At 70.7% G+C, this 21486-nt stretch carries 16 protein-coding genes and 2 pseudogenes; 2 read left to right on the top strand and 16 right to left on the bottom strand.

Features of this window, described 5'->3' with window-relative positions:
- From FDP22_RS24830 to FDP22_RS03325, 12 genes are all read right to left on the bottom strand, one after another.
- A complete protein-coding gene (locus tag FDP22_RS24830) occupies positions 1-1779 on the bottom strand; it encodes an ABC transporter ATP-binding protein (RefSeq protein ID WP_138577515.1) in 1779 nt (592 codons plus the stop codon).
- Positions 1776-2591 (bottom strand): ABC transporter permease, encoded by an 816-nt coding sequence (locus FDP22_RS03375; protein WP_138577517.1) that lies wholly within the window; start codon positions 2589-2591, stop codon positions 1776-1778. Before FDP22_RS03375 ends, FDP22_RS24830 begins: the two co-directional genes overlap by 4 nt.
- Before the next feature lie 532 nt (positions 2592-3123).
- Positions 3124-4065, bottom strand: a complete 942-nt coding sequence (locus FDP22_RS03370; RefSeq protein WP_138577519.1) for an ABC transporter permease — start codon at positions 4063-4065, stop codon at positions 3124-3126.
- A gap of 411 nt (positions 4066-4476) precedes the next feature.
- Positions 4477-5973, bottom strand: a complete 1497-nt coding sequence (locus tag FDP22_RS03365; protein ID WP_138577521.1) for an ABC transporter substrate-binding protein — start codon at positions 5971-5973, stop codon at positions 4477-4479.
- 26 nt (positions 5974-5999) lie between these two features.
- Complete coding sequence (locus tag FDP22_RS03360; RefSeq protein ID WP_138577523.1) at positions 6000-7274, bottom strand: acetylornithine deacetylase/succinyl-diaminopimelate desuccinylase family protein; 1275 nt, start codon at positions 7272-7274, stop codon at positions 6000-6002.
- 54 nt (positions 7275-7328) lie between these two features.
- On the bottom strand, positions 7329-8252 hold the full coding sequence (locus FDP22_RS03355; protein ID WP_138577525.1) for an ABC transporter permease: 924 nt from the start codon (positions 8250-8252) through the stop codon (positions 7329-7331).
- Positions 8245-9255, bottom strand: a complete 1011-nt coding sequence (locus tag FDP22_RS03350; RefSeq protein ID WP_138577527.1) for an ABC transporter permease — start codon at positions 9253-9255, stop codon at positions 8245-8247. The genes FDP22_RS03355 and FDP22_RS03350 overlap by 8 nt, the downstream gene beginning before the upstream one ends.
- A 75-nt stretch (positions 9256-9330) precedes the next feature.
- Positions 9331-11055 carry a peptide ABC transporter substrate-binding protein gene (locus FDP22_RS03345; RefSeq protein WP_138577529.1) on the bottom strand — a complete coding sequence of 575 codons (1725 nt, stop codon included), beginning with the start codon at positions 11053-11055 and terminating at the stop codon, positions 9331-9333.
- A gap of 116 nt (positions 11056-11171) precedes the next feature.
- The gene (locus tag FDP22_RS03340) at positions 11172-12164 is read right to left on the bottom strand and encodes an ABC transporter ATP-binding protein (protein ID WP_138577531.1); all 993 of its coding nucleotides are present in this window, start codon (positions 12162-12164) and stop codon (positions 11172-11174) included.
- A complete protein-coding gene (locus FDP22_RS03335) occupies positions 12157-13182 on the bottom strand; it encodes an ABC transporter ATP-binding protein (RefSeq protein ID WP_138577666.1) in 1026 nt (341 codons plus the stop codon). Before FDP22_RS03335 ends, FDP22_RS03340 begins: the two co-directional genes overlap by 8 nt.
- A gap of 982 nt (positions 13183-14164) precedes the next feature.
- Positions 14165-15124, bottom strand: coding sequence for a pirin family protein (locus FDP22_RS03330; RefSeq protein ID WP_138577533.1), 960 nt, complete (start codon positions 15122-15124; stop codon positions 14165-14167).
- A gap of 990 nt (positions 15125-16114) precedes the next feature.
- Positions 16115-16768 (bottom strand): GntR family transcriptional regulator, encoded by a 654-nt coding sequence (locus FDP22_RS03325; RefSeq protein WP_138577535.1) that lies wholly within the window; start codon positions 16766-16768, stop codon positions 16115-16117.
- A gap of 98 nt (positions 16769-16866) precedes the next feature.
- On the opposite strand from FDP22_RS03325, the gene speB reads away from it, so the two are divergent.
- The gene (gene speB, locus FDP22_RS03320) at positions 16867-17820 is read left to right on the top strand and encodes an agmatinase (protein WP_138577537.1); all 954 of its coding nucleotides are present in this window, start codon (positions 16867-16869) and stop codon (positions 17818-17820) included.
- Positions 17817-19187, top strand: coding sequence for a glutamine synthetase family protein (locus FDP22_RS03315; protein WP_138577539.1), 1371 nt, complete (start codon positions 17817-17819; stop codon positions 19185-19187). The genes speB and FDP22_RS03315 overlap by 4 nt, the downstream gene beginning before the upstream one ends.
- Before the next feature lie 285 nt (positions 19188-19472).
- On the opposite strand, the pseudogene FDP22_RS24825 reads toward FDP22_RS03315, so the two are convergent.
- The 4 genes and pseudogenes from FDP22_RS24825 to FDP22_RS03290 form a co-directional block, all read right to left on the bottom strand.
- Positions 19473-19637, bottom strand: a pseudogene (locus FDP22_RS24825) (IS481 family transposase); the annotation flags it as partial.
- Positions 19616-19723 (bottom strand): annotated as a pseudogene (locus FDP22_RS03300) (transposase); the annotation flags it as partial. The pseudogenes FDP22_RS24825 and FDP22_RS03300, both read right to left, overlap by 22 nt.
- Positions 19724-20168: 445 nt before the next feature.
- Positions 20169-20822 carry a DsbA family protein gene (locus FDP22_RS03295; protein ID WP_138577543.1) on the bottom strand — a complete coding sequence of 218 codons (654 nt, stop codon included), beginning with the start codon at positions 20820-20822 and terminating at the stop codon, positions 20169-20171.
- A complete protein-coding gene (locus FDP22_RS03290; RefSeq protein ID WP_138577545.1) occupies positions 20819-21415 on the bottom strand; it encodes a DUF721 domain-containing protein in 597 nt (198 codons plus the stop codon). The genes FDP22_RS03295 and FDP22_RS03290 overlap by 4 nt, the downstream gene beginning before the upstream one ends.
- Between the last annotated feature and the right edge of the window lie 71 nt (positions 21416-21486).

Below are 21486 nucleotides of genomic sequence, written 5' to 3'. Positions count from 1 at the left end.
TCAGGCCAGCGCGGCGGCGAGGCTGGGGGTCGCGGCCAGCAGCTCGCGGGTATAGGGGTGTTGCGGGTTGTGGAACAGCGCCTCCGTTTCGCCCGCCTCCACGATGCGCCCGGCGCGCATCACCATCACCCGGTCGGTGATGGCCCGCACCACTCCGAGGTCGTGCGAGATGAAGAGATAGCTCATCCCGAAGCGCCCGGAGAGGGCGGCCAGCAGGTCGAGCACCTGCGCGCGGATCGAGACATCGAGCGCCGAGACCGCCTCGTCGAGGATGATCAGGTCCGGCCGGATCACCAGCGCGCGGGCGATGGCGATGCGCTGGCGCTGGCCGCCGGAGAACTCGTGGATGTATTTCGAGGCGTCCGCCGCGCTCAGCCCCACGCTCTCCAGCGCCTCGGCCACCCGGGCGCGCCGCTCCCGGCCCCGGGGCGGGGCGTCGAGCAGGTGAAAGGGCTCGGCCACCAGCCGCTCCACCCGGTGGCGGGGGTTGAAGCTGCCGTAGGGGTCCTGGAAGACCACCTGCATGCGCTGGCGCACCGCGCGCGGCACGGGGGCGCCGGCGGGGATCTCGGCGCCGTCGAAGCGGATGGAGCCGCCCTGCGTGGCCTCCAGCCCCAGCAGGGCGCGGGTGAGGGTGGACTTGCCGCAGCCGCTCTCGCCCACCAGCCCGAGGTTCTCGCCGCGCCGCAGGGTGAAGCTCACCCCGTCCACCGCCCGCATGGCCGGCCGGCGCGGGCCGAGGCCGCGCGGCGCGGGATAGGCGCGCACCAGGTTGCGGATCTCCAGCAGCGGTGTTTCGGGGCCCTGCGCCCCATCCGCTTCTGCCCCGCGAAGCCGGGCGTCAGGAACCTGCGCGACAGTGGTCCGCACACCGGGACCAGGCGCGCCGTGAGCCCGCGTGTCGGGCTCCCGCGCGTCCTCGGCCTGAACGCCGGGGCCTTGCGGCCGGTCCGCCATCCCGCCGGGGCCCGGTGCCCCGCGTGCCCGCGCACCCCCGCCGGGCCGCGCCGGTACATGCACCGAGGCCTCGGCCAGCGCGCGGGTGTAGGGGTGGCGCATCTCGCGGAACAGCGGCCCGGTGGGCCCGCGCTCCACGATCTCGCCGCCGCGCATGATGCAGATATGGTCCGCCAGCCCCGCCACGAGGCCGAGGTCATGGGTGATGAAGATCATCCCCATGCCGTCCTCCGCCACCAGCCGGCGCAGCAGCGCCACGATGCGGGCCTGGGTGGTGACATCGAGCGCCGTGGTCGGCTCGTCGCAGATGAGCAGCTTCGGGCGCAGGGCGATGGCCATGGCAATGACCACGCGCTGGCGCTGGCCGCCCGAGAGCTCGTGCGGGTAGCGCGACAGGGGGAATGTCTCCTGCGGCAGGCCGACACGCGCCAGCACCTCCGCCGCGCGGGCGCGCGCCTCGGCCCGGGTGGCGCCGGTGTGCTGGCGCACGGTCTCGGCCACCTGGTCACCGATGCAGAGCACCGGGTTGAGCGCGGTCATCGGCTCCTGGAACACCATGGCGATGTCGCGGCCGCGCACACCGCACATCTGCCGCTCGGTGAGGGCGTTGAGCTCCGTGCCCTCCAGCCGCAGGCTGCCCGAGCGCCTTGCCCGCGGCGGCAGCAGGTCCATCAGGGCGAGGGCGGTCATCGACTTGCCGGAGCCGCTCTCCCCGATCAGCCCGAGGATCTCGCCCGGGGCGACATCGAAGGTGACATCGCGCAGCACCGGCAGCGCGCCGATCGACACGTTGAGCCCGCTCACCTGCACCAGCGCGCTCATCGCCGCTCCCTCAGCCGGGGGTCGAGCGCGTCGCGCAGCCCGTCGCCCATCAGGTTCAGCCCCAGCACGGTGAGCACGATGGCAAGCCCGGGAAACAGCGCCACATGGGGGGCGAGCGCGATGAGCGTCTGCGCATCGGCCAGCATCCGCCCCCAGGAGGGGGTGGGCGGCTGCGCGCCCAGCCCGACATAGGCCAGCCCCGCCTCGGCCAGGATGCCGAGCGAGAACTGGATGGTGCCCTGCACGATGAGCAGGGCGGCGATGTTGGGCAGGATGTGCTCGGCCGAGATGCGCAGCGGCCCCTTGCCCGCCACCCGTGCCGCCATCAGGAACTCCCGCTGCCACAGGCTCAGCGCCGCCCCGCGGGTGAGCCGGGCGAAGACGGGGATGTTGAAGATGCCGATGGCGAGGATGGCATTGAGCGCCCCAGGCCCGAACACCGCGGTGATGAGGATGGCCACCAGCAGGGCGGGGAAGGCGAAGACGAGGTCGTTGAACCGCATCACCAGCTCGTCCACCCATGTGCCGCGCCGGGCGGCCGCGAGCAGCCCCAGCGGCACGCCGAACACCATGCCCACCCCCACCGCCACCACGGCGACGGAGATGGAGATGCGCGCCCCCGCCATCACCATCGACAGGATGTCCCGCCCCAGCTGGTCGGTGCCGAACCAATGCGCGAGGCTGGGGCCCTGCAGCTTGTCGCGCACGGCAAGCGCCGTCACGTCCCAGGGTGTCCAGACCAGCGAGACCAGCGCCGCGGCCACGAAGATGCCGGCGAGCAGTGCGCCGAGCGGCAAGGCCATCGCCCTCATGCGCCTGCCTCCCGCGGCCCGGCGGCGCAAGGGCCGGCCACCGCTCGCGCGCCGGCGCCGGACAGGGGCCCGCGCGGCCGCCGCCCGAAGGTCCTGCCACCGTTGGCCGTGCCTCTCCGCCGCCCGAGCGGCTTTTGCCCGTCAGCTGCGCTCCGGTTGGCCGTGCCTGTGCGCCGTCCGCACGGTTTCCTCCCGCCGACTGAACCCCCGCTGGCCGTATCTGTGGCCCGCCCGAGCGGCTTTTGCCCGTCAGCCGCGCTCCGGTTGGCCGTCCCTGTGCTCCGTCCGCGCGGCTTCCGCCCGCCGGCTGCACCCCCGCTGGCCGTATCTGTCAGCCGCGCGGGCGGCTTCCGCCCGCCAGCCACGCACCGGTGGGGTGCTCCGGTCAGTAGCCCGCGCGACGGCGGCGCGCCTTCATGTGTTCCGCGCCGGGGCGCCGCTGCCATCGCGGCGCATCCCGGGGCCGTGGGAAGGGGGCGAGCCTCTGGCGCGACGAGGGGTCCGGCGCCGGGCACGGGAGGGCGTGGGGCGGTCATCGGGCCCTCAGGCGCGGGTCCACCGCGGCATAGGCGAGGTCGACGAGGAAGGTCACCAGGGTGACGGCGAAGACCAGCAGCAGCGCCACATTCTTCACCACCATCAGGTCGCGCTGGGTGATGCCCTGGAACACCAGCCGGCCGAGCCCGGGCAGGAAGAACACGTTCTCGATGATGATCGCCCCGGCGATGAGGAAGGAAAACTGCATGCCCAGGATGGTGAGCACCGGGATGAGCGCATTGCGCAACGCGTGGCGGCGCAGGGCCTGGCCGCGGGTGAGGCCCTTGGCCCGGGCGGTGCGGATGTAATCCTCGCCCAGGCACTCGATGAGTGCGGAGCGCATCACCCGTGCGAGGATGGAGGCCTGCGGCAGGGCCAGCGCCACCGCCGGCAGGGTGAGCGCCTTCAGGGCCGCCACGGGGTCCGCCCAGCCGGGAAAGCCGCCGGCGGAAAACCAGCGCAGCGAGATGGCGAAGAGCGCCACGAGCATCATCGCGAACCAGAAGTTCGGCACCGCGATGCCGAGCTGTGTCGCCCCCATCACCGCGATATCCGCCGGCCCGCCGCGCCGGGCGGCGGCGAGCACCCCCACCGGCAGCGCGATGGCGGTGGAGAGGGCGAGGGCGTAGAGCGTGAGCGGCAGCGACACCCAGAGCCGGTCGCCGATCAGCTCGGATACCGGCACCTTGTAGGTGTAGGACAGGCCGAAATCGCCCTGCAGCGCGCCGCCGATCCAGCCGAGGTAGCGCCAGAGCGCCGGCTGGTCGAGCCCGAGCTCGGCGCGCAGGGCGGCCACGGTGTCGGGCTGGGCGTTGAGCCCCAGCATGAAGGCCGCCGCATCGCCGGGGATCACCTCGAGCGCGAGGAAGATCACCACCGAGGCGGCGAGGAGCGTCCCCGCGAGGATGGCGAGGCGCAGGGCGAGGTAGCGGAGCATCTCAGCCCGCCGCCATCGCGGCTGTGGTGCCCGTCGCCTGCCGGACCGGCTTCGCGCTCCCCACCGTGGGGTCCCTGCGGGGCGTCAGCCGTCGCGGCGCCGCGCGCGTGGCGAACGAGGCGACGGGGCCCGGCGCGCCCCGCTCTACGGCAGGCGCGGGCCGGCGGCGTTGCATGGCCGCGGGCCCCGGGCGGAGCCGTGCCGCGCGGGCGTCTCGGGCCACCGGCGCCTGGCGCTCAGCGCCACGCCCCGGCCACCGAAGCCCGGAACGAGCGGCGCTCGCGGCCCTCTCCGGCGTGCCGGACGCCGGGGCCGCAGGCCGGCTGGCACCCCGTGCCGCAGGCGCCACGCCCCGCGCGCGGAGCGTCAGCGGCGGCCGTGCGCCGCCGCTGCGATGCGGCCTGTTCCCGTTCATTCGGCCCAGGAGAGGCCCGTGAGGTCGATCGCCGGGGTGGGGGCGTTTTCCCACAGCCCCTCCAGCCCGGCCCGCGACACGGTGAGCAGGGGCAGCTGGAACAGGTAGGCGTTCACGTAATCCTCGGCGATGCGGCGCTGGGCCCGGCCGAGGATCTCGCTGCGCGTGTCGGGGTTCGTGGTGCGGGTGAGTTCGGCCATCAGGTCCTTCATGGCCTGGGAGTGGTAGTCGAAGTAGTAGTCGTCACGCGCGTAGATGCCGATGTCCATCGGCTCCACGTGGCTGATGATGGTCATGCCGTAGTCGCGGCGCTTGAACACTTCGTCGAGCCACTGCGCCCACTCGATGTTGGAGATCTCCACCCGGATGCCCACCTCGGCGAGCTCGGCGGCGATGATCTCGCCCGAGCGGCGGGCGTAGGAGGTGGGCGGCAGCTTCAGCGTGGTGGTGAAGCCGTCGGAGAGCCCCGCCTCGGCCAGCAGGGCGCGGCTCTTCTCCGGGTCGTAGGCGGAGAGCTCGGTGAGGTCGACATAGGCCGGATTGTGCGGGGCGAAATGCGTGCCGATCGGCGTGCCGTATCCATACATCGCGCCGTCGATCACCGTCTCGCGGTCGATGGCATGGGCCACGGCCTCGCGCACGCGGATGTCGTCGAGCGGCGGCGCGCCGTTGTTCATCGCGAGGATGGTCTCGCCCTCGGTGGTGCCCACGGTGACCCGGAACTCCGGGTTGCCCTCGAACATGGCGAGGTTCTCCGGCGCCGGGAAGGCGGGGAACACGTCGAGATCGCCGGCCATCATGGCGGAGAAGGCGGCCGTGGGGTCGGCGATGATGCGCAGGGTCGCGGTGCGGATCGACACCGGGTCGCCCCAGTAATCGTCCCGCGCGGTGAGCACGATGCGGTCGCCCTTCACCCAGTCGGAGACCACGTAGGGGCCGGTGCCCACGGGATTGGTGGCGTTGGTGGCGGCGGTCTCGGGCGCCACGATCACCGCGTCGCCCCAGGCGAGGTTGAACAGGAAGCCGCCGTTGGGCTCGGACAGGATCACCTGCACGGTGAGCGGGTCGAGCACCTTCACCTCGGCGATGCCGGCGAAGAGGCCCTTCTGCGCGTTCACCGAGTCCGCCGCCCGGGCGCGGTCGAGGCTGAACTTCACGTCCTCCGCGTCCATCGCCGAGCCGTCGGAGAAGGTGACGCCCTTCACCAGGTGGAAGGTGTAGGTGAGCCCGTCGGAGGAGATGTTCCAGCGCTCCGCGAGATCGGGGACCACCGAGCCGTTCTGGTCGAACCGGGTGAGGCCCTGGAACACGTTGGCATAGGTCACCGAGTCGATGGCGCCCGCGGCGCCGGCCGTCGGGTCCAGCCCCGGCGGCTCGAGCTGCATGCCGATGGTCACGTCATCGCGCGCGGCGGCAGAGGCGGTGGTCGTGGCGGCGGCCGTCAGGCCGAGGATGGCGGCGGCCAGAAGGGCGGTCGATCGGTTGGCGGTCATGCTGTGTCTCCCCGTTCTCGGACCCGTCAGGCGGGTCCGTTCAGCAGATCGTGGAGGGCGAGGGCCATCACCTTGGCCGAGTCGAGCATGTCGTCCACCTCCACGTATTCGTCCGGCTGGTGCGCAAGTTCCAGCAAACCGGGCCCGTATGCCACACAATTCTTCAGCCGCCCGATGCGGTCGATGTGCTTCTGGTCATAGGTGCCGGGGGAGGCGACATATTCCGGCGCCCGGCCCAGAACGGTGCCGATCGCCTTCGTGAGCGCGGTGGAGACGGGGGAATCGGCCTCCGTCATGCTGGGCAGCACCTCGAAGAGGTCGCGCACGGAGTAGCGGAAATCCTCGCGGGAATGGGCCACGCGCTCCAGCAGGTCGGTGATCTCGGCCTTCACCTCGTCGAGGCTCTCCTCGATGATGAAGCGGCGGTCGATGATCATGCGCGCGCTGTCGGGCACGCAAGGGCTGGGCAGGCCGGTGGAGCCGGGCTCCGGCTCCGGCTGGCCGCCATGCACCGAGTTGATGTTGAGGGTGGACTGGCGCGCCGCCTCCGGCACCACGGGCATGGCGGTGGTCTTGTTGGACAGCGCGGGGATCAGCCGGTGCTCGATCTCGCCCATCACGGCACCCATGTGGCGCAGCGCGCAGGTGCCGAGGAAGGGCATCGAGCCGTGGGCGATGCGCCCCTTCGTCTCGATCTCGGCCCACCACACGCCGCGGTGGCCCAGGCACACCCGGTCCTTGTGCAGCGGCTCGGGGATGATGACGTGCTGCACGCGCCCGGGGCTGAAATACCCCCGCTCGGCCATCCAGGCCACGCCGCCGTAACCGCCCGATTCCTCGTCGACCGTGCCGGAGATCTCGATGGCGCCGTCATGGTCGGGGAAGGTGTCGATGAAGGCCTCGGCGGCGATAATGGAGGCGGCGAGCCCGCCCTTCATGTCGCAGGTGCCGCGGCCGTAGATGCGCCCGCCCACCAGCGCGCCGCCGAAGGGGTCATGCGTCCAGCCCCGGCCGGCCTCCACCACGTCGGTGTGGGAGTTGAAGTGCACGCATTGCCCGGGGCGCGCGCCCTCGCGGCGGGCGAGGATGTTCCAGCGCGGGTAGCGGGGGCTGTCTCCCGGCGTGCCCTCGGCGTGGAGCAGGCTGATCTCGAAGCGCGGGCCGAGGCGGCGGGCGAGATAGTCGCAGATGTCGCGGTAGTTTTCCCCCGGCGGGTTCACGGTGGGGATGCGGATCAGGTCCTGCGTGAGGGAGATCAGGTCGTCGCGCCGCGCGTCGATGGCGGCAAGAAGTCGTTCCATTGTCGGTCCTTTGGCAGTCGACGGCCCCCGGAGACAAGGGGGCCGCCCGGAAGGTCAGCGTCCGCGGCTGCGGGGGTCCAGCGCGTCGCGCAGCCCGTCGCCCATGAAGTTCACCGACAGCACCGTAAGCGAGATCGCGAGCCCCGGCCAGATCACCCGTGAGGGGGTGAGGGTCATGAAATTCGCGCCGTCGAACAGCAGCCGCCCCCAGGTGGGGAAGTCCGAGGGGAAGCCCAGCCCGAGGAAGGAGAGCGCGCTTTCGGTGATGATCGCGTTCGCGATGCCCAGCGTGGCCGAGACCATGATGGGTGAGAGCACGTTGGGCAGGATGTGGCGCAGCAGGATGCGGTAGTTGCGTGTGCCGATGGAGCGGGCGGCCAGCACGAACTCCCGCTCCTTCAGCGTCAGCACCTCACCGCGCACGATGCGGGCGGTGTTCATCCACGAGGTGATGCCGATGATGAACACGATGAGCAGGAAGATGCCCGATTCCGGCCCGATCAGCGCGCGCAGCGTGTCGCGAAACAGCATGATGATCACCAGCAGCAGCGGCAGCAGCGGCAGGGCGAGGAACAGGTCTGTGAGGCGCATCAGCGAGCCGTCCAGCCGGCGGAAGAAGCCGGAGAGGATGCCCACCAGCGCCCCCACGAAGATCGACAGCAGCATCGCCGCGATGCCCACCGCGAGCGAGGTGCGCCCGCCGGCCAGCACCTGGGCAAGCATGTCGCGGCCCAGATTGTCGGTGCCCATCGGGTGGGCGGCGGACATGGTGATGTTCTTCGCCCGGATGTCGAGCTTGCCGGGGTCCACGGTGTGGATGTAGGGCCCGAAGATCACCGCCAGCAGGATGAGCAGGAACACCGCCGTGCCGGCCATCGCGCCGGGATGGCGGCGGTAACTGCGCCACACGTCGCCCCACATGGAGCGCTGTTTCGGCGGCAGGGCGGTGACGGGGGAATTCGCGGCGGCGTCAGTCATAGCGGATCCTCGGGTCGAGCACGCCGTAGAGAATGTCCGCGACGAGGTTGAACAGCACGATCAGCACTGCGAAGATGAAGGTGAGGGTCTGCACCAGCGGGATGTCGGCGCCCTGGATGCCGATGATGAGGAGCTGCCCCAGCCCGTTCACCTTGAAGATCTGCTCCGTGATGATCGCGCCGCCGAACACCTGCGGCACGCCGAGCGCGATGACGGTGACCACCGGGATGAGCGAGTTGCGCAGCACGTGCACCAGCACCACGGTCTTTTCCTTCATGCCCTTGGCGCGGGCGGTGCGCACGTAGTCCTGGTTGAGGTTGTCGAGCATGGAGGCGCGCATGAAGCGGCTGATCTGGCTGGCGTTGTAGAGCGCGAGCACCATGGTGGGCATGATCATCTGCTTGATCTGGGCGACGAAGCTGGACCAGTCGGTCACCCTGAGCGTGGTGTCGTAGATCGAGGGCAGCCACTGCAGGTTCACCGCGAAGACCACGATCAGCAACAGCCCGGTGAAGAAGGTGGGCACCGAGAAGCCGATCATCGAGATGAAGGTGCCCAGCTGGTCGAACCAGGAATACTGCCTGTAGGCCGAGATCACCCCGATGGGGATCGCGATCAGCGCGCCGATCACGTAGGACATGCCGACCACCCAGAGGGTCTGCGGCAGGCGCTCCACGATCAGGTCCACCACCGGCGAGCGGGTGGCCCAGGAGGAGATGCGCAGCCGGTCGCCGTCACCGAAGGTGTAGCCGGTCCACTCCTCCAGGATGTTGAGCGGCTCGTTGATGAAGAACTGCTTCAGCCACAGCAGGTAGCGCACGATGAAGGGCTGGTCGAGGCCGAGCGAGGCGCGGATGTGTTCGCGCACTTCCGCCGGCACCGTGAGCGGGATCTGCGACGTCGGGTCGCCCGGCGACAGGTCCAGGATGGCGAAGATGATGAAGCTGATCGCCAGCAGCGTGGGGATCGCCAGCAAGAGCCGGCGGATGGTGAAAGTCAGCATGGGAGACCTCGGGCAGGAGCCGGGACGGAGATCCGGCCGGGGGCGCGCCCCGGCCGGCGAGGTTCCGGCAGCGGGTTACTGAACCCGGTGCCAGTCAGCGATGTTCCACAGCTCGCTGTCCCATTCGTTCATCACGACGCCGCCGAGCGTCTTGGCATGCGCGGAGACACCGCCACGGTGGATGAGCGGGATGATGGCGCCCGCCTCGACCAGCATGTCGTTGAGCTTCTTGGAGATCTCGGCGCGCTTCTCCAGCCCGGCCGTGCCGGCCAGTTCCTTGACCAGCGCATCATACTCTTCCGAGCAGAAGCGCGGGTTGTTGCCGCCGAGCCAGTTGTTCGCCGGGCTCGGGATTTCCTCGCAGCGCCAGTTGGCGAGATAGCTCTGCGGGTCGGTGCCGTCGAAGTTGTTGGTGAACATCTCCACGTCGGCATAGAGCTTCTGGAACGTGTCGGGCGAGGCCGGGTCGCCGCCGAAGAACACCGAGGCGTCGATGTTGCGCAGCTCGGTCTCCACGCCGATGGCTTCCCACATCTGCTTGATCAGCGCCTGGGTGCCCTGTCGGACCGAGTTGGTGGAGGTCTGGTAGAGCAGCGAGAGGCGGACGCCGTCCTTCTCGCGCACGCCGTCGGAGCCGGGAACCCAGCCGGCCTCGTCCAGCAGGGCGTTGGCCGCGTCCACGTCCTGGGTCTTGCACCAGTCGTTGGCGGTGGAGGCATAGGCGGCGGGGGCGGGCACCAGGTTGCAGGTCACCTCGCCGGCCGCGCCGTAGCCGGCTTCCACCAGGATCTCGCGGTCGATGGCCAGCGACAGCGCCTTGGTCACGCGCGGGTCGGTCAGGAACGGGTGCGGGCCGCCCTCGATGGTCGAGCGCTTGTCGCCGAGCGCCGGATCGGGGTTGGTCATGTTGACCTCGAAACGCTCCACCGAGGTGCCGAAGGCCGAGACCAGCTCACCCTTGCCGGCGGCTTCCATCTGGCTGAGGATCTCGGGTTCCACCTGCAGGTTCCAGGCGTAGTCGAACTCGCCGGTCTCCAGCACGGAGCGCGCGGCGGAGGCCGCGTCCCCGCCGCCCTTGAACACCACGGTGGAGAAGGCCGGCTTCTCCGGGTCGCGGAACTCGGGGTTGGCCTCGAACACCACCACGTCATTGGCCTTGAAGTCCGTCACCCGGAACGGGCCGGTGCCGATGGGGTGGAAGTTCGCATCCGTGCAGGTGGGGGCCTTGGCGCCCATGCAGTCCTGGAACTGCGCCTTCTGCAGCACGGGAGACTGCGCGCCCACGAAGGGGCCGTAGGGGAAGGGCTTGGCCACCGAGAAGGTGATCTTCACCGTGAGCGGGTCCACCGCCTCCACGCTCGCCACGTCGGCGAACTGGGCGGCCTGCTGGCAGCCGCCGGTCTCGTCCATGCAGTAGGCCGCGGTGAAGGCCACGTCCTCGGCGGTGAAGGGCGAGCCGTCGGACCACTTGATGCCGTCCTTGATCTTCCACGTGATGGTGGTCAGATCCTCGGACACGCCGCCGTTCTCCACCGTCGGGATCTCGTCGACCAGCCAGGGCACCATGGTGCCGGTCTCGTCGTAGCGCGCGAGGGGCTCGAGCACGAGGCTGGAGCCCTCCACGTCCTTCGTGCCGCCGGACAGGAACGGGTTCAGCACCGAAACCGCCTGCCAGTAGAGAATGTTCAGCTGGCCGTCGGCGCCGCGCTCGGCCATCGCGCCGGTGGCGCTGAGGCCGAGAGCCGCTGCCGAGGCGAGCATGAGATGCCTCGCCAGCTTCGGCTTCCTGAAATGAATCATCTGGTAGTCTCCCTGTTGAGTCTGGCTGGCCCCGGTGTTCCGGGTGCCGGCCGGTGAAAACCCGTCTCCCGCGCGCTGGCGGGGGAGGGGCTGTTTGCCGAAAGTCGCGCCGCGCCTCACTCGGCGAGGTGGCAGGCGACGAAATGGCCCGGCCGGGCCTCGCGCCATTCGGGAACGTCCCACTGGCACTTGTCGACCGCGACGGGGCAGCGCGTGCAGAACCGGCAGCCGCGCGGCGGGTTCGCCGGGCTCGGCACGTCGCCCTTGAGGATGGTGCGCTTGCGCGTGGCCTCGATCCTCGGGTTCGCCACCGGAACCGCGGAGAGCAGGGCCTTGGTGTAGGGGTGCAGCGGCTCGGAGTAGAGCGCGTCGCGCGGGGCCAGTTCGGCCATCTTGCCCAGGTACATCACCGCCACCCGGTCCGCGATGTGGCGCACCATGGAGAGATCGTGGCTGATGAAGAGATAGGTGAGGCCGAGCCGGTCCTGCAGGTCCTCCAGCAGGTTCACCACCTGCGCCTGGATCGAGACGTCCAGCGCCGCGATCGGCTCGTCGCAGACGATGAAATCCGGGTCGAGCGCCAGGGCGCGGGCGATGCCGATGCGCTGGCGCTGGCCGCCGGAGAATTCATGCGGGTAGCGGTTGGCGAAGCCCTTGTTCATGCCCACCTGGTCCAGCAGCTCCTCCACCCGGGCGCGCTTGTCGGCGCGGCTCATGCGGCCGTGCTCGTCCAGCGGCTCGGCGATGATCTGGCCCACGGTCATGCGCGGGTTCAGGCAGGCCTGCGGGTCCTGGAAGATCATCTGCATGCGCGGGCGCATGCGGCGCAGCTGCTCGCCGGACAGGCCGGCGATGTCGGTGCCGTCGAAGAGGATGGCGCCCTCGGTGGCCTCGTAGAGCCGCAGGATGGTGCGCCCGGCGGTGGACTTGCCGCAGCCGCTCTCGCCCACCAGCCCCAGCGTCTCGCCGCGGTAGATGTCGAAGGTGAGCCGGTCGACCGCCGAAATCACCCCGATCTGCCGCCGGATCAGCCCGGCATGGATGGGAAAGTGCTTCGACAGCCCCTGCACGCGCACCAGCGGCGCGCCGGTTTCGCCTGCATCAAGCATGGAGCCCCTCCTCGCGCGCAGCGCCCGCCCGCGCCGTGTCCCACCAGCAGGCGACGAGGTGGGTCTCGCCCACGTCCACCAGCTTCGGGTTCTCCGCATGGCACCTGTCGAAGGCATGCGCGCAGCGCGGCGCGAAAGGGCAGGCCGAGGGTACGTCGCGCAGCACCGGCGGCTGGCCGGGAATGGAGTGCAGCCGCTCGGAGCGGCCGCCGTCCATGTCCGGCAGAGTTTCGAGGAGGGCGCGGGTGTAGGGGTGGCGCGGGTCCTCGAACAGGGCGTTCACGCCGGATTGCTCGACCACCTGCCCGCCATACATCACCATCACCCGGTCGGCGATGCCGGCAACCACGCCGAGGTCATGCGTCACCCAGACGATGGCCATGCCGAGGGTCTCGCGCAGGTCCTTCACCAGGTCGATGATCTGGGCCTGGATGGTCACGTCGAGCGCCGTGGTGGGCTCGTCGGCGATCAGCACCTGGGGGTCGCAGGCCAGGGCGATGGCGATCATCACCCGCTGGCGCATGCCGCCGGAGAACTGGTGCGGATAATCGTCCAGCCGCTTCTCCGGCGAGGGAATGCCCACCAGGCCGAGCAGCTCCGCCGCACGCTGCCGCGCCGCCGCCTTGCCCAGCCCCATGTGGGCGCGCAGCGGTTCCATGAGCTGGTACCCCACGGTGAACACAGGGTTGAGCGAGGTCATCGGGTCCTGGAACACGAAGCCGATCTTGCCGCCGCGCACCGCGCGCAACTCCTCCGCGGAGAGGGAGAGGATGTCCCGGCCGTCGAGCTTCACGCTGCCGGAGGCGATGCGTGCCGGGGGCATGGGCAGCAGCTTGAGCAGCGACATCATGGTCACGCTCTTTCCCGAGCCGCTCTCGCCGACCACGCCGAGAAGTTCTCCCGGCCGCAATTGGAAACTGACGTCGTTTACAGCATGAACCGCGCCATCCTGGGTTGCGAATACGGTGCTGAGATTGGTCACCTCGAGCACTGGAATTGAGGTCGCGCCTGCTGGCATGTCCTTCAAGAGCACCCCCTGCTGTGCCTTGTTAGTTTTGCCGAGTATGACACCGATTCAGGATTGCGCTGCAACATTTATCTCGGAGCCAATCCCCCGATAGGTTCATTTGTATACCAGTTAGGCAAAGCGGGCCGCGCCCGCCCCAAGGACAGGCAGAAACCGGCCACCGCCGCTCCGGCCACCTCCGCTCCGGCCGCCCGAGCTGCCGGAACGCACTGCCCCCGCAGAAGGCCCGGAGCTGAGACGAGGGCCAGCGCGGGGCCGGGAGCACGGCAGTTCCCCTTTGCGGATCGGTGCCCCAGGCACCGGACGCCCCGAACAGGCGCGCCGCGACCGGCGCCCGGCAGAAGCGTATCCGCCGGTGCGGACGCGGTTGCCGGACCGGACGCATCCGCACCGACAGATCCGTGGCGGCCAGCGGCAGGACGCATGCGCCCTCCGTGCCACCCGGCGGGGCAGGAGCGGAAGAAGCCGACGAAGCGGGGCGTCTCATCGCAGGCGCCGAGGTCAGAGTGGGCAAGCCTCCGGTGTTCCCCGGTGAGATGGCCCGACTGTGCCGAAAGGGGCCGCCCGAGCGGCGCGTTTCATCCGGGGCGGTCGGAGCGCGCCGGGGCAGGGTGCGGTATCGCCCGGTGACACAGCCCGACCGTGCGGGAAAAGGCCGCCGGAACGGCGCGCTTCATCCGGAGCAAGGGCGTGCGCCCTGGGGCAGGGTGCGCACGCTTCCCGTGTCACCCGGCGGGACGGCCTGACGGTACCGAAAGAGGGCTCCCGTTGCGGCGCGCTTCAGCCGGACAAACGGAGTGCGCAGGGGCCAGGGTGCGGATGTGTCCGTGTCGCCGGGTGGCTTGGCCCGATCGTGCCGGACGGTGCCGCCCGAGCGGCGCGTTTCATCCGGGGCGGACGGTTTGCGGCCGGGGGGGAGCGTCCTCCGTGTCACCCGGGGAAGGCGCTGGGCCCGGGCGGGGAGCGGGCCGCGTCAGCCGGGGCGGATGCGCTGCGGCTTGGGCAGGGGCACGAATTCCTCGGCGTCGTCCGGGGGCAGGCGGAAGCGCCCGTGGGCCCAATCTCCGGCCCGCCAGGCCTCCTTCGCCGCGGTGATCCGCTCACGCGAGGAGGCGACGAAGTTCCACCAGATGTAGCGCGGCCCGGAGAGGGTGGCGCCGCCGAGCATCATCAGCCGCGCGCCCTGCGGCCCGGCGCGCAGCGAGATCCGGTCGCCGGGGCGGAACACCAGCATGCGCCCGGCGTCATGGGGCACCCCGGCAACCTCGACACTGCCGGTCGCGACATAGACTCCGCGGTCCTCGTGGTCATCGGGCAGCGGGATGGCGGCGTGCGGGGCCAGCTTCGCATCGGCGTAGAACAGCTCGCTCCACACCTGCGCGGGCGCCCGCTCGCCCCAGGCGTGGCCGAGCATCAGCCGGACCTCCTTGCCCTCGCCCTCCAGGAAGGGCAGCGCGGTGCGGCCGTGGTGTTCGAACAGGGGGGCCGCGTCCTCCTGCGCCTCGGGCAGGGCCACCCAGGTCTGGATGCCGAAGAGCGGCCGCCTGTCCAGGCTGCGCTGTTCGGGGGTGGTGCGCTCGGAATGGGTGATGCCGTGGCCGGCAACCATCCAGTTCACCGCCCCGGGGGTGATCTCGATGCCGGAGCCCAGGCTGTCGCGGTGGTACATGGAGCCCTGCCAGAGATAGGTGACGGTGCCCAGGCCGATATGCGGGTGCGGGCGCACGTCCATGCCCTCGCCACGCAGGAACTCCACCGGGCCCACCTGATCGAAGAAGATGAATGGCCCGACCATCTGCCGCGCCGGCGCGGGCAGGGCGCGGCGCACCTCGAAATCGCCGATGTCCCGCGCGCGGGGGACGATGACGGTCTCGATGCTGTCCACGGCGTCGCCGAGGGGGATGTCGGGGTCGAGGGCGGGGTTCCAGCTCATGGGCTCTCTCCTGGCAGGCGGTGGCGCGCAGTGTGCCGGGCCGGACACGGGGCGTCCAGAGCGGCGGTTCGGCCGCCCGGGCGCCACGGGGCGCGATCACCGGGCCGTCGTGCCCTGCGCCGGGCCGCGATCGGAACCGGCGTGGCAAGACGCCGACGCCGTGCCAGCCGGGGGGGAAGCGGCGGACGGGGGCATCGAACCCCCGTCCGCCGCTGGCCGCGCTGCCGCTTGGCCCCCGGCGCGGAACCTGTGTCGCGGGACGGAGGCCAGGGGTATTCGTGCGGCGCGGCGCAGGGCAGAGACCATGGACCGGACGTCTGGCGCGGCGCAGGGCACAGCCTGTGGGCCGGACGTGGGGTGTTGCGCGGGCACGGACCAGGGGGGCCGGATGTGCGGGGCGGCGCAGACCAAGGCACCGTACGTGTGGCGCGGCGCCGGGAGCCGGTCAGGGGACCAGAGGTGCGGGGAGGGGCAGAGGTGTGGACCCGCCGCGCGGGGCGGAGAGGGATGGAAGCCAGAAGGTGCGGACGTGTTGCGCGGGTGGGGTGGCAGGCCAGGCGTGCGGACGTGCTGCACGGGAGGAGTGGGACGGAGGTCAGGAGGTGCGGCCGTGCTGCGCGGGCGGAGTGGGGTGAAGTCCGGGGGGGTAGCCGCGCGGGGCGAGGTGGAGGCCAGGGCGCGGACGCGCGGCTCGAGGCGGAAGCCGAGCGTGCGGATGCGTGGCGCGGGGCGGAGAGGAAGGGGTGGGACGTGCGGCACGAGAGCGGGGGCAGACCGAGAGGCCGGAGGCGCGGCGTGAGACATGGCACAGACTGAGGGCGGCGCGCGGAGCGCGAGGCTGTCAGCGCGCGTGAGCTGCCGGAGGCCCGGCGACCAGTGCGACGCCGCGCGGCGGAGCCGGTTGTGGATCCCGAGGGGCGGCGGCGCGGGGTGGCCCCCGGGGTGCTGAGCGGGTGGCGGGCCTGTCCGGCGGCGGACCTGCGCGGCCCGTCAGGTGGCCAGCATGCGCAGGCCGCGGGTCACATCGGCGCGGACGGCGAGGCGCAGGCCCGGGTCGTCGCCCGCGCGCAGGGCGGCGAGGATCTTGAGATGGTTGGCGGAGGCGTCGGACCGCTGGCGCTGGGCGTAGAGGCGGCGCATGGTCGGGCCCACCTGCAGCCAGACGCTCTCCGTGAGCGCCAGCATCGCCGGGGCCTGGGCGCGCAGATAGAGCGTGCGGTGGAACTCCAAATTGCTGCGCACGTAGCCGGTGGCGTCGTTCTTCACGATCATCTGGTCGATGGTGTGGTTGATCGTGTCGAGCCGGTCGATCAGCGCCATGTGGGCGCGCGGCAGGGCGCGCGAGGCCAGCTCCGGCTCCAGCAGCGCGCGGATGGAGGCAAGCTCCTCCAGCCGGTCGTTGGAAAGCTCGGGCGTGGAGATCCGGCCCGAGGAGGAGAGCGACAGCGCGCCCTCCGCCGCCAGCCGTCGCACCGCCTCACGCGAGGGGGTCATCGACACGCCCAGTTCCTCGGCCACGCCGCGCAGGGTGAGCGGCTGGCCGGGGGCCATTTCCCCCCACATGATCCGGTTGCGCAGCACGCGGTAGACGCGCTCATGGGCCGGGCCCGAGGTCTCGGGAACAGGGGGGCGGGGCTCTGCCATGGGGTCCTTCCGTCTGGCCGCGGGACCGCGGCGAATCCGCGCCACCTTGACGCCCTGTGCGCCTTCCCGTCAATTGAGGGCGCAACATCGGGGATACCATGTCAGATTTTCGCCGCGACTACGCCTTCACCGCGCCCGACGCCCGGGCAACCACCCATGACGAATACATGTATGCCGGCGCACTCTCCTTCTGCCGCCGCAAGTATGCCACCTCGCTGGAAGGGGCGGACGTGGCGGTGATGGGCGTGCCCTTCGACACTGCCGTCACCAACCGGCCGGGCACCCGCTTCGGCCCCCGCGCCGTGCGCGCCGCCTCCACCAACCTCGCCTGGGCACGGGCCTGGCCCTCGGCCTTCGACCCGTTCGAGCGGCTCTCGGTAGTCGATTACGGCGACATCTGGTGCGACCACGGCCACCCGGAGCAGGTGCCGCACGACATTGAGGCAGCCATTGCCGCGGTGCTCGCGCAAGGGGTGAAGACGCTGCTCATCGGGGGCGACCACTTCACCACCTACCCGGCGCTGAAGGCGCATGCCGCCAAGCACGGCCCCCTGGCGCTGATCCATTTCGATGCCCATACCGACACCTGGTCGGACGGCGACGGGCCGAAGCGCATCGACCATGGCACGATGTTCTGGCACGCGGTGCACGAGGGGCTGATCGACCCGGCGCACTCCATCCAGGTGGGCATCCGCACCACGAATGACGACCCGCTGGGCATCCTCATCCGCGACGCGGCCGAGGTGCACGAGACCCCGCTCTCCGAAACCGTCGCCGCCATCCGGAACCGGGTGGGCGACGCGCCCTGCTACCTCACCTTCGACATCGACTGCCTCGACCCCGCCTTCGCGCCGGGCACCGGCACGCCGGTGGTGGGCGGCCTCTCCACCCATCAGGCGATGACCCTGCTGCGCGGGCTCGCCGGCCTCGACATCCGCGGCGCGGACGTGGTGGAGGTCTCCCCCGCCTATGACGTGGGCGAGATCACCGCGCTGGCCGGGGCGACGGTGGCGCTGCAGATGCTCTGCCTCTACGCGGAGTGCCCGGCATGATGAAGCTCGAAACCCTCTCCAAGGATGAGGTGAAGACCGTCCTCGACGCCAATCCGCAGATCGAGACCATCGAGATGGTGTTCCCGGACATGAACGGCGTGGCGCGCGGCAAGCACCTGCCGGTGGACCAGTGGGACAAGCTGTTCGGCAAGGTGCGGATGCCGGTGTCGCTCTACAATCTCGACATCCTGTCGGCCGACGTGGCCAAGGCGGGCCTTGCAATCGAACGCGGAGACCCGGACGGCTACGGCCATGTGGCCGCCTTCGGCCCCTGCCTGTGGAACGGCGGCCGCCGCGCCATGGCGCTGATGACCATGCGCGAGCCCGACGGCCGCCCCACGGTCTACGACCCCCGCGCGGTGCTGGCCCGGGTGGCGGAACGTTTCGAGCAGCGCGGCCTGACGCCGGTCATCGCGCCGGAGCTGGAATTCTACCTCATGGACGTGCATCGCAATTCCACCGACCGCGCCCAGCCGCCGATCTGCCCGATCACCGGGGAGCGGCTGCATGACCCGCAGGTCTACCGGCTCTCGGTGCACACGCCCTTCTCCGACATTCTCGACGAGATGATCGCCGCGGCGAAGGCGCTGGACGTGAACGCCGACGTGGCGCTGGCCGAGTTCGGGCCCGGGCAGTTCGAGATCAACCTCATGCACTCGGAGGGCGCGCTCTGGGCGGCGGACCAGTCGGTCCTGCTGAAACTCGCGATCCGCAACGTGGCGCACAAGCACGGCATGGAGGCGAGCTTCATGGCCAAGCCCTACGGCGACCAGGCCGGCTCGGGCTTCCACTTCCACATCTCGATCCTGGACCGCGAGGGGAAGAACATCTTCGCCGGCACCTCCGAGGGCGTGCCGAACGCGGCGATGATGGGGGCGCTGGGCGGCATGAAGCGCTACATGGCCTCCTCCATGCTGTGCTTCGCGCCGCACCTGAACTCCTACCGCCGCTTCGGCATCGGCACCTACGCCCCGGCCTACGCGGCCTGGGGGCTGGACAACCGCTCCTCCGCCATCCGCGTGCCGGCCACCACCGGGGCGGCAGCACGCATCGAGCACCGGCTGGCGGGGGCGGACGCGAACCCCTATCTCGCGCTCGCCGCCATCCTGCAGGCGATCCTCGACGGCATGGAGGAGAACATCGACCCCGGCCACCCGGTGCGCCGCGAGGCCGGCCCCGATGACGGGCCCGACCTGCCGCTGGGCTGGGGCCGGGCGATCATGTCCTTCCAGGAGGACGGGTTCATGGCCCATGCGCTGGGGAAGGAGTTCGCCCGGGTCTACGCGCTGATGAAGGAGCAGGAGATGGCCTCGCTGAACCTGCGCGTGACGGATGTGGAATACGACGTCTACCTGCGGGCGATCTGAAGCGCCTGGCCCGGCGGGGGGAGACGCCCGCCTCGCCGAGGGGGCCTTGCGGCCCCCGCAGCTCGGCGGGCGTGGCGAAGGCCCTGCCGGGCCTCCGCGTCGTGCGCGGAAAGGGGGTTGACCGATGGCCGGCGATGCGCTGGCTCGGCTCTCGGCTCTCGGCTCTCGGCTCTCGGCTCTCGGCTCTCGGCTCTCGGCTCTCGGCTCTCGGCTCTCGGCTCTCGGCTCTCGGCTCTCGGCTCTCGGCTCTCGGCTCTCGGCTCTCGGCTCTCGGCTCTCGGCTCTCGGCATTTGGTGGATCGGGTTCACGATGAATCTGTCTGGTTCTGATGTCCAGATTTTGCAGATGTATTCGTAGGGAGTGAGGCCGTTGAGCGTCTTCAGGCGGCGAGCGAAGCTGCAGGCTGCCATGTCGTCGCCGAGGTGGGTGCGCAGCTGACCCCGTGCTTCCGGCACACGTCGGCCGTCGACATCCCGGCCTCCTGCTCCTTCAGCGCCCCGATGATCTGCTCCCCGCTGAACCTTGATCGCTTCATTGTCCGTCTCCTCGTTGGAGCGGACTCTGCCTCAAACTGGAGGAAGAAACGGGGCTCAGGTCACGGGCTTGGCGCGTCGAACCTGTCGGATTGCGGCCGGGGAAGTCTCCTGCGTCGGAACGGCACTCTGGTGATTTGAGGCGAAGCGGGAGAGGGGGTGCCGCGGGGGGCGCGTCGGCACCGCGACAGTGGCACCGTGGGCGCCATCCGCCTGCGCGGCATCGGCCTCCGAAACCGAACGGTTCCGTGCGCTGGCGGAGGACCATCGGCCCTTCGCCACGGCTGCCGGGCTGCGGGGGCGAAAGCCCCCTCGGCACGGCAGACGTTTCTCCCCGATCCTGCGTCGGTGGGGCGGCGGAACTGCGGCGCGCCGTGGGGCGGGAGACGGACAGGGTCCGGGAAGGGGCCGTGCCCGCCGGGGGGGGGGGCACGGCCGGGGAGCGTGTCAGCCCAGCTTCTCGTCGAGGATCTTGCGGAACTCCTCGTAGGAGCGGTTCGAGACCTTCTCACCGTTGATGATGAAGGTGGGGGTCGCGTCGATCCCGTCCTCCGAGGCCTGCTTGCGGTAGCGCTCCACCAGGGCATTGGCGAAGTCCTGGTCGCCCATGCAGGCGTTCATCTCCTCGTCGGTGAGGCCGGAGACCTTGCCGATCTTGCGCAGGTTCGCGGCGATGGCCGCGTCATCCGCGCCCTGGGTCCACTCGCGCTGGGTGCGGTACATCTCGCCCACGATGCCGAAGTAGCGCAGCGGCCCGCCGCAGCGCGCCACCATCGTGGCCCAGAGGCCGAACCGGTCGAAATACACCTCGCGGAACACCAGACGCACCTTGCCGGTGTCGATGTAATCGGCCTTCAGCTTCGGCAGCACCTCCTCGTGGAAATGCGCGCAGTGCGGGCAGGTGAGCGACGCGTATTCGATCATCTCCACCGGGGCGTCGGCGCTGCCCATGGTCATTTCCATGAGGCGCTTGTCCTGCGCTCCGGGCGCGGCCGGCTCCGCCTCCGGGGTGCTCTGGGACTGCGCGAAGGCGGGCAGCGCCCCGGCGAAGGGCGCCATCGCGGCAAGCGCAAGCAGCCGGCGGCGGGCGATATCGGTCATCTGGTTGGTCCTTTCTTCTCCGTCGTCTTCGCATGACGGACTGCAACGTTCTTGCCAAGCCGTTCCAGTGCCGCGCGCAGCCCTTCGTCGGCCACATCACGCACTTCTGATTGAACGCGAGACACCACCGCCTCCGGCAGCGGCCGTGGCGCCGCGGCGCCGGCCGGCCGGTGGAGGAAGGAGCCCCCCGGTTCGGCGAAGCCGGTGGGGGCGGTCTGCGTCAGGCGGATCTCGGCGATGGCGTGGTAGCCGTAGCAGGCATTCACGCGCTCGCGGATCACCGGTTTCATCATCTCCAGCTCCGGCGCGCGGCCGGAACTGGTGAGCAGGATCAGCGTGGCGCCCAACCCGCCCTTGCGGGCGTGGTTCACCTTCACCGGGCGGCAGAGCGTGGCGATCTCCGGGCCGACGACAGCCTCCCAGTCGGTCAGCAGCCGGGTCTCGGCGATGCCGCGCTTGCCGGAAACCTCGCGCAGCCGGGCGGCGAGAAAGCCCCCGGCCGGGGTGAAGCCGCGGCCGCGCCGGGCACGCGCCGGGCCGGAGGCGGATTGCCCCTTGCCATTCCCGCCCGATTTCCCATGCTGCCCGGCCATGACCCTCGCCTTCGTTCGCCCGCATCATATCGGCGCGCCTGCCGATCAAAAGCCCCAAATCGGCGCGCGCC

The sequence above is a fragment of the Paroceanicella profunda genome, from assembly GCF_005887635.2.
Taxonomy (GTDB): domain Bacteria; phylum Pseudomonadota; class Alphaproteobacteria; order Rhodobacterales; family Rhodobacteraceae; genus Paroceanicella; species Paroceanicella profunda.
Note: the sequence above shows the minus strand (reverse complement) of the source record. Positions and strands in the feature narration are given on the sequence as shown.

Excerpts from the sequence above, each read along its gene's own strand:
- FDP22_RS03290 (WP_138577545.1), bottom strand. The coding sequence starts at position 21,415 with ATGGCCGGGCAGCATGGGAAATCGGGCGGGAATGGCAAGGGGCAATCC.
- FDP22_RS03375 (WP_138577517.1), bottom strand. The coding sequence starts at position 2,591 with ATGAGGGCGATGGCCTTGCCGCTCGGCGCACTGCTCGCCGGCATCTTC.
- FDP22_RS03355 (WP_138577525.1), bottom strand. The coding sequence starts at position 8,252 with ATGACTGACGCCGCCGCGAATTCCCCCGTCACCGCCCTGCCGCCGAAA.
- speB (WP_138577537.1), top strand. The coding sequence starts at position 16,867 with ATGTCAGATTTTCGCCGCGACTACGCCTTCACCGCGCCCGACGCCCGG.
- FDP22_RS03315 (WP_138577539.1), top strand. The coding sequence starts at position 17,817 with ATGATGAAGCTCGAAACCCTCTCCAAGGATGAGGTGAAGACCGTCCTC.
- FDP22_RS03335 (WP_138577666.1), bottom strand. The coding sequence starts at position 13,182 with ATGCCAGCAGGCGCGACCTCAATTCCAGTGCTCGAGGTGACCAATCTC.
- FDP22_RS03370 (WP_138577519.1), bottom strand. The coding sequence starts at position 4,065 with ATGCTCCGCTACCTCGCCCTGCGCCTCGCCATCCTCGCGGGGACGCTC.
- FDP22_RS03340 (WP_138577531.1), bottom strand. The coding sequence starts at position 12,164 with ATGCTTGATGCAGGCGAAACCGGCGCGCCGCTGGTGCGCGTGCAGGGG.
- FDP22_RS03365 (WP_138577521.1), bottom strand. The coding sequence starts at position 5,973 with ATGACCGCCAACCGATCGACCGCCCTTCTGGCCGCCGCCATCCTCGGC.
- FDP22_RS03330 (WP_138577533.1), bottom strand. The coding sequence starts at position 15,124 with ATGAGCTGGAACCCCGCCCTCGACCCCGACATCCCCCTCGGCGACGCC.
- FDP22_RS03350 (WP_138577527.1), bottom strand. The coding sequence starts at position 9,255 with ATGCTGACTTTCACCATCCGCCGGCTCTTGCTGGCGATCCCCACGCTG.
- FDP22_RS03325 (WP_138577535.1), bottom strand. The coding sequence starts at position 16,768 with ATGGCAGAGCCCCGCCCCCCTGTTCCCGAGACCTCGGGCCCGGCCCAT.
- FDP22_RS03295 (WP_138577543.1), bottom strand. The coding sequence starts at position 20,822 with ATGACCGATATCGCCCGCCGCCGGCTGCTTGCGCTTGCCGCGATGGCG.
- FDP22_RS03345 (WP_138577529.1), bottom strand. The coding sequence starts at position 11,055 with ATGATTCATTTCAGGAAGCCGAAGCTGGCGAGGCATCTCATGCTCGCC.
- FDP22_RS24830 (WP_138577515.1), bottom strand. The coding sequence starts at position 1,779 with ATGAGCGCGCTGGTGCAGGTGAGCGGGCTCAACGTGTCGATCGGCGCG.
- FDP22_RS03360 (WP_138577523.1), bottom strand. The coding sequence starts at position 7,274 with ATGGAACGACTTCTTGCCGCCATCGACGCGCGGCGCGACGACCTGATC.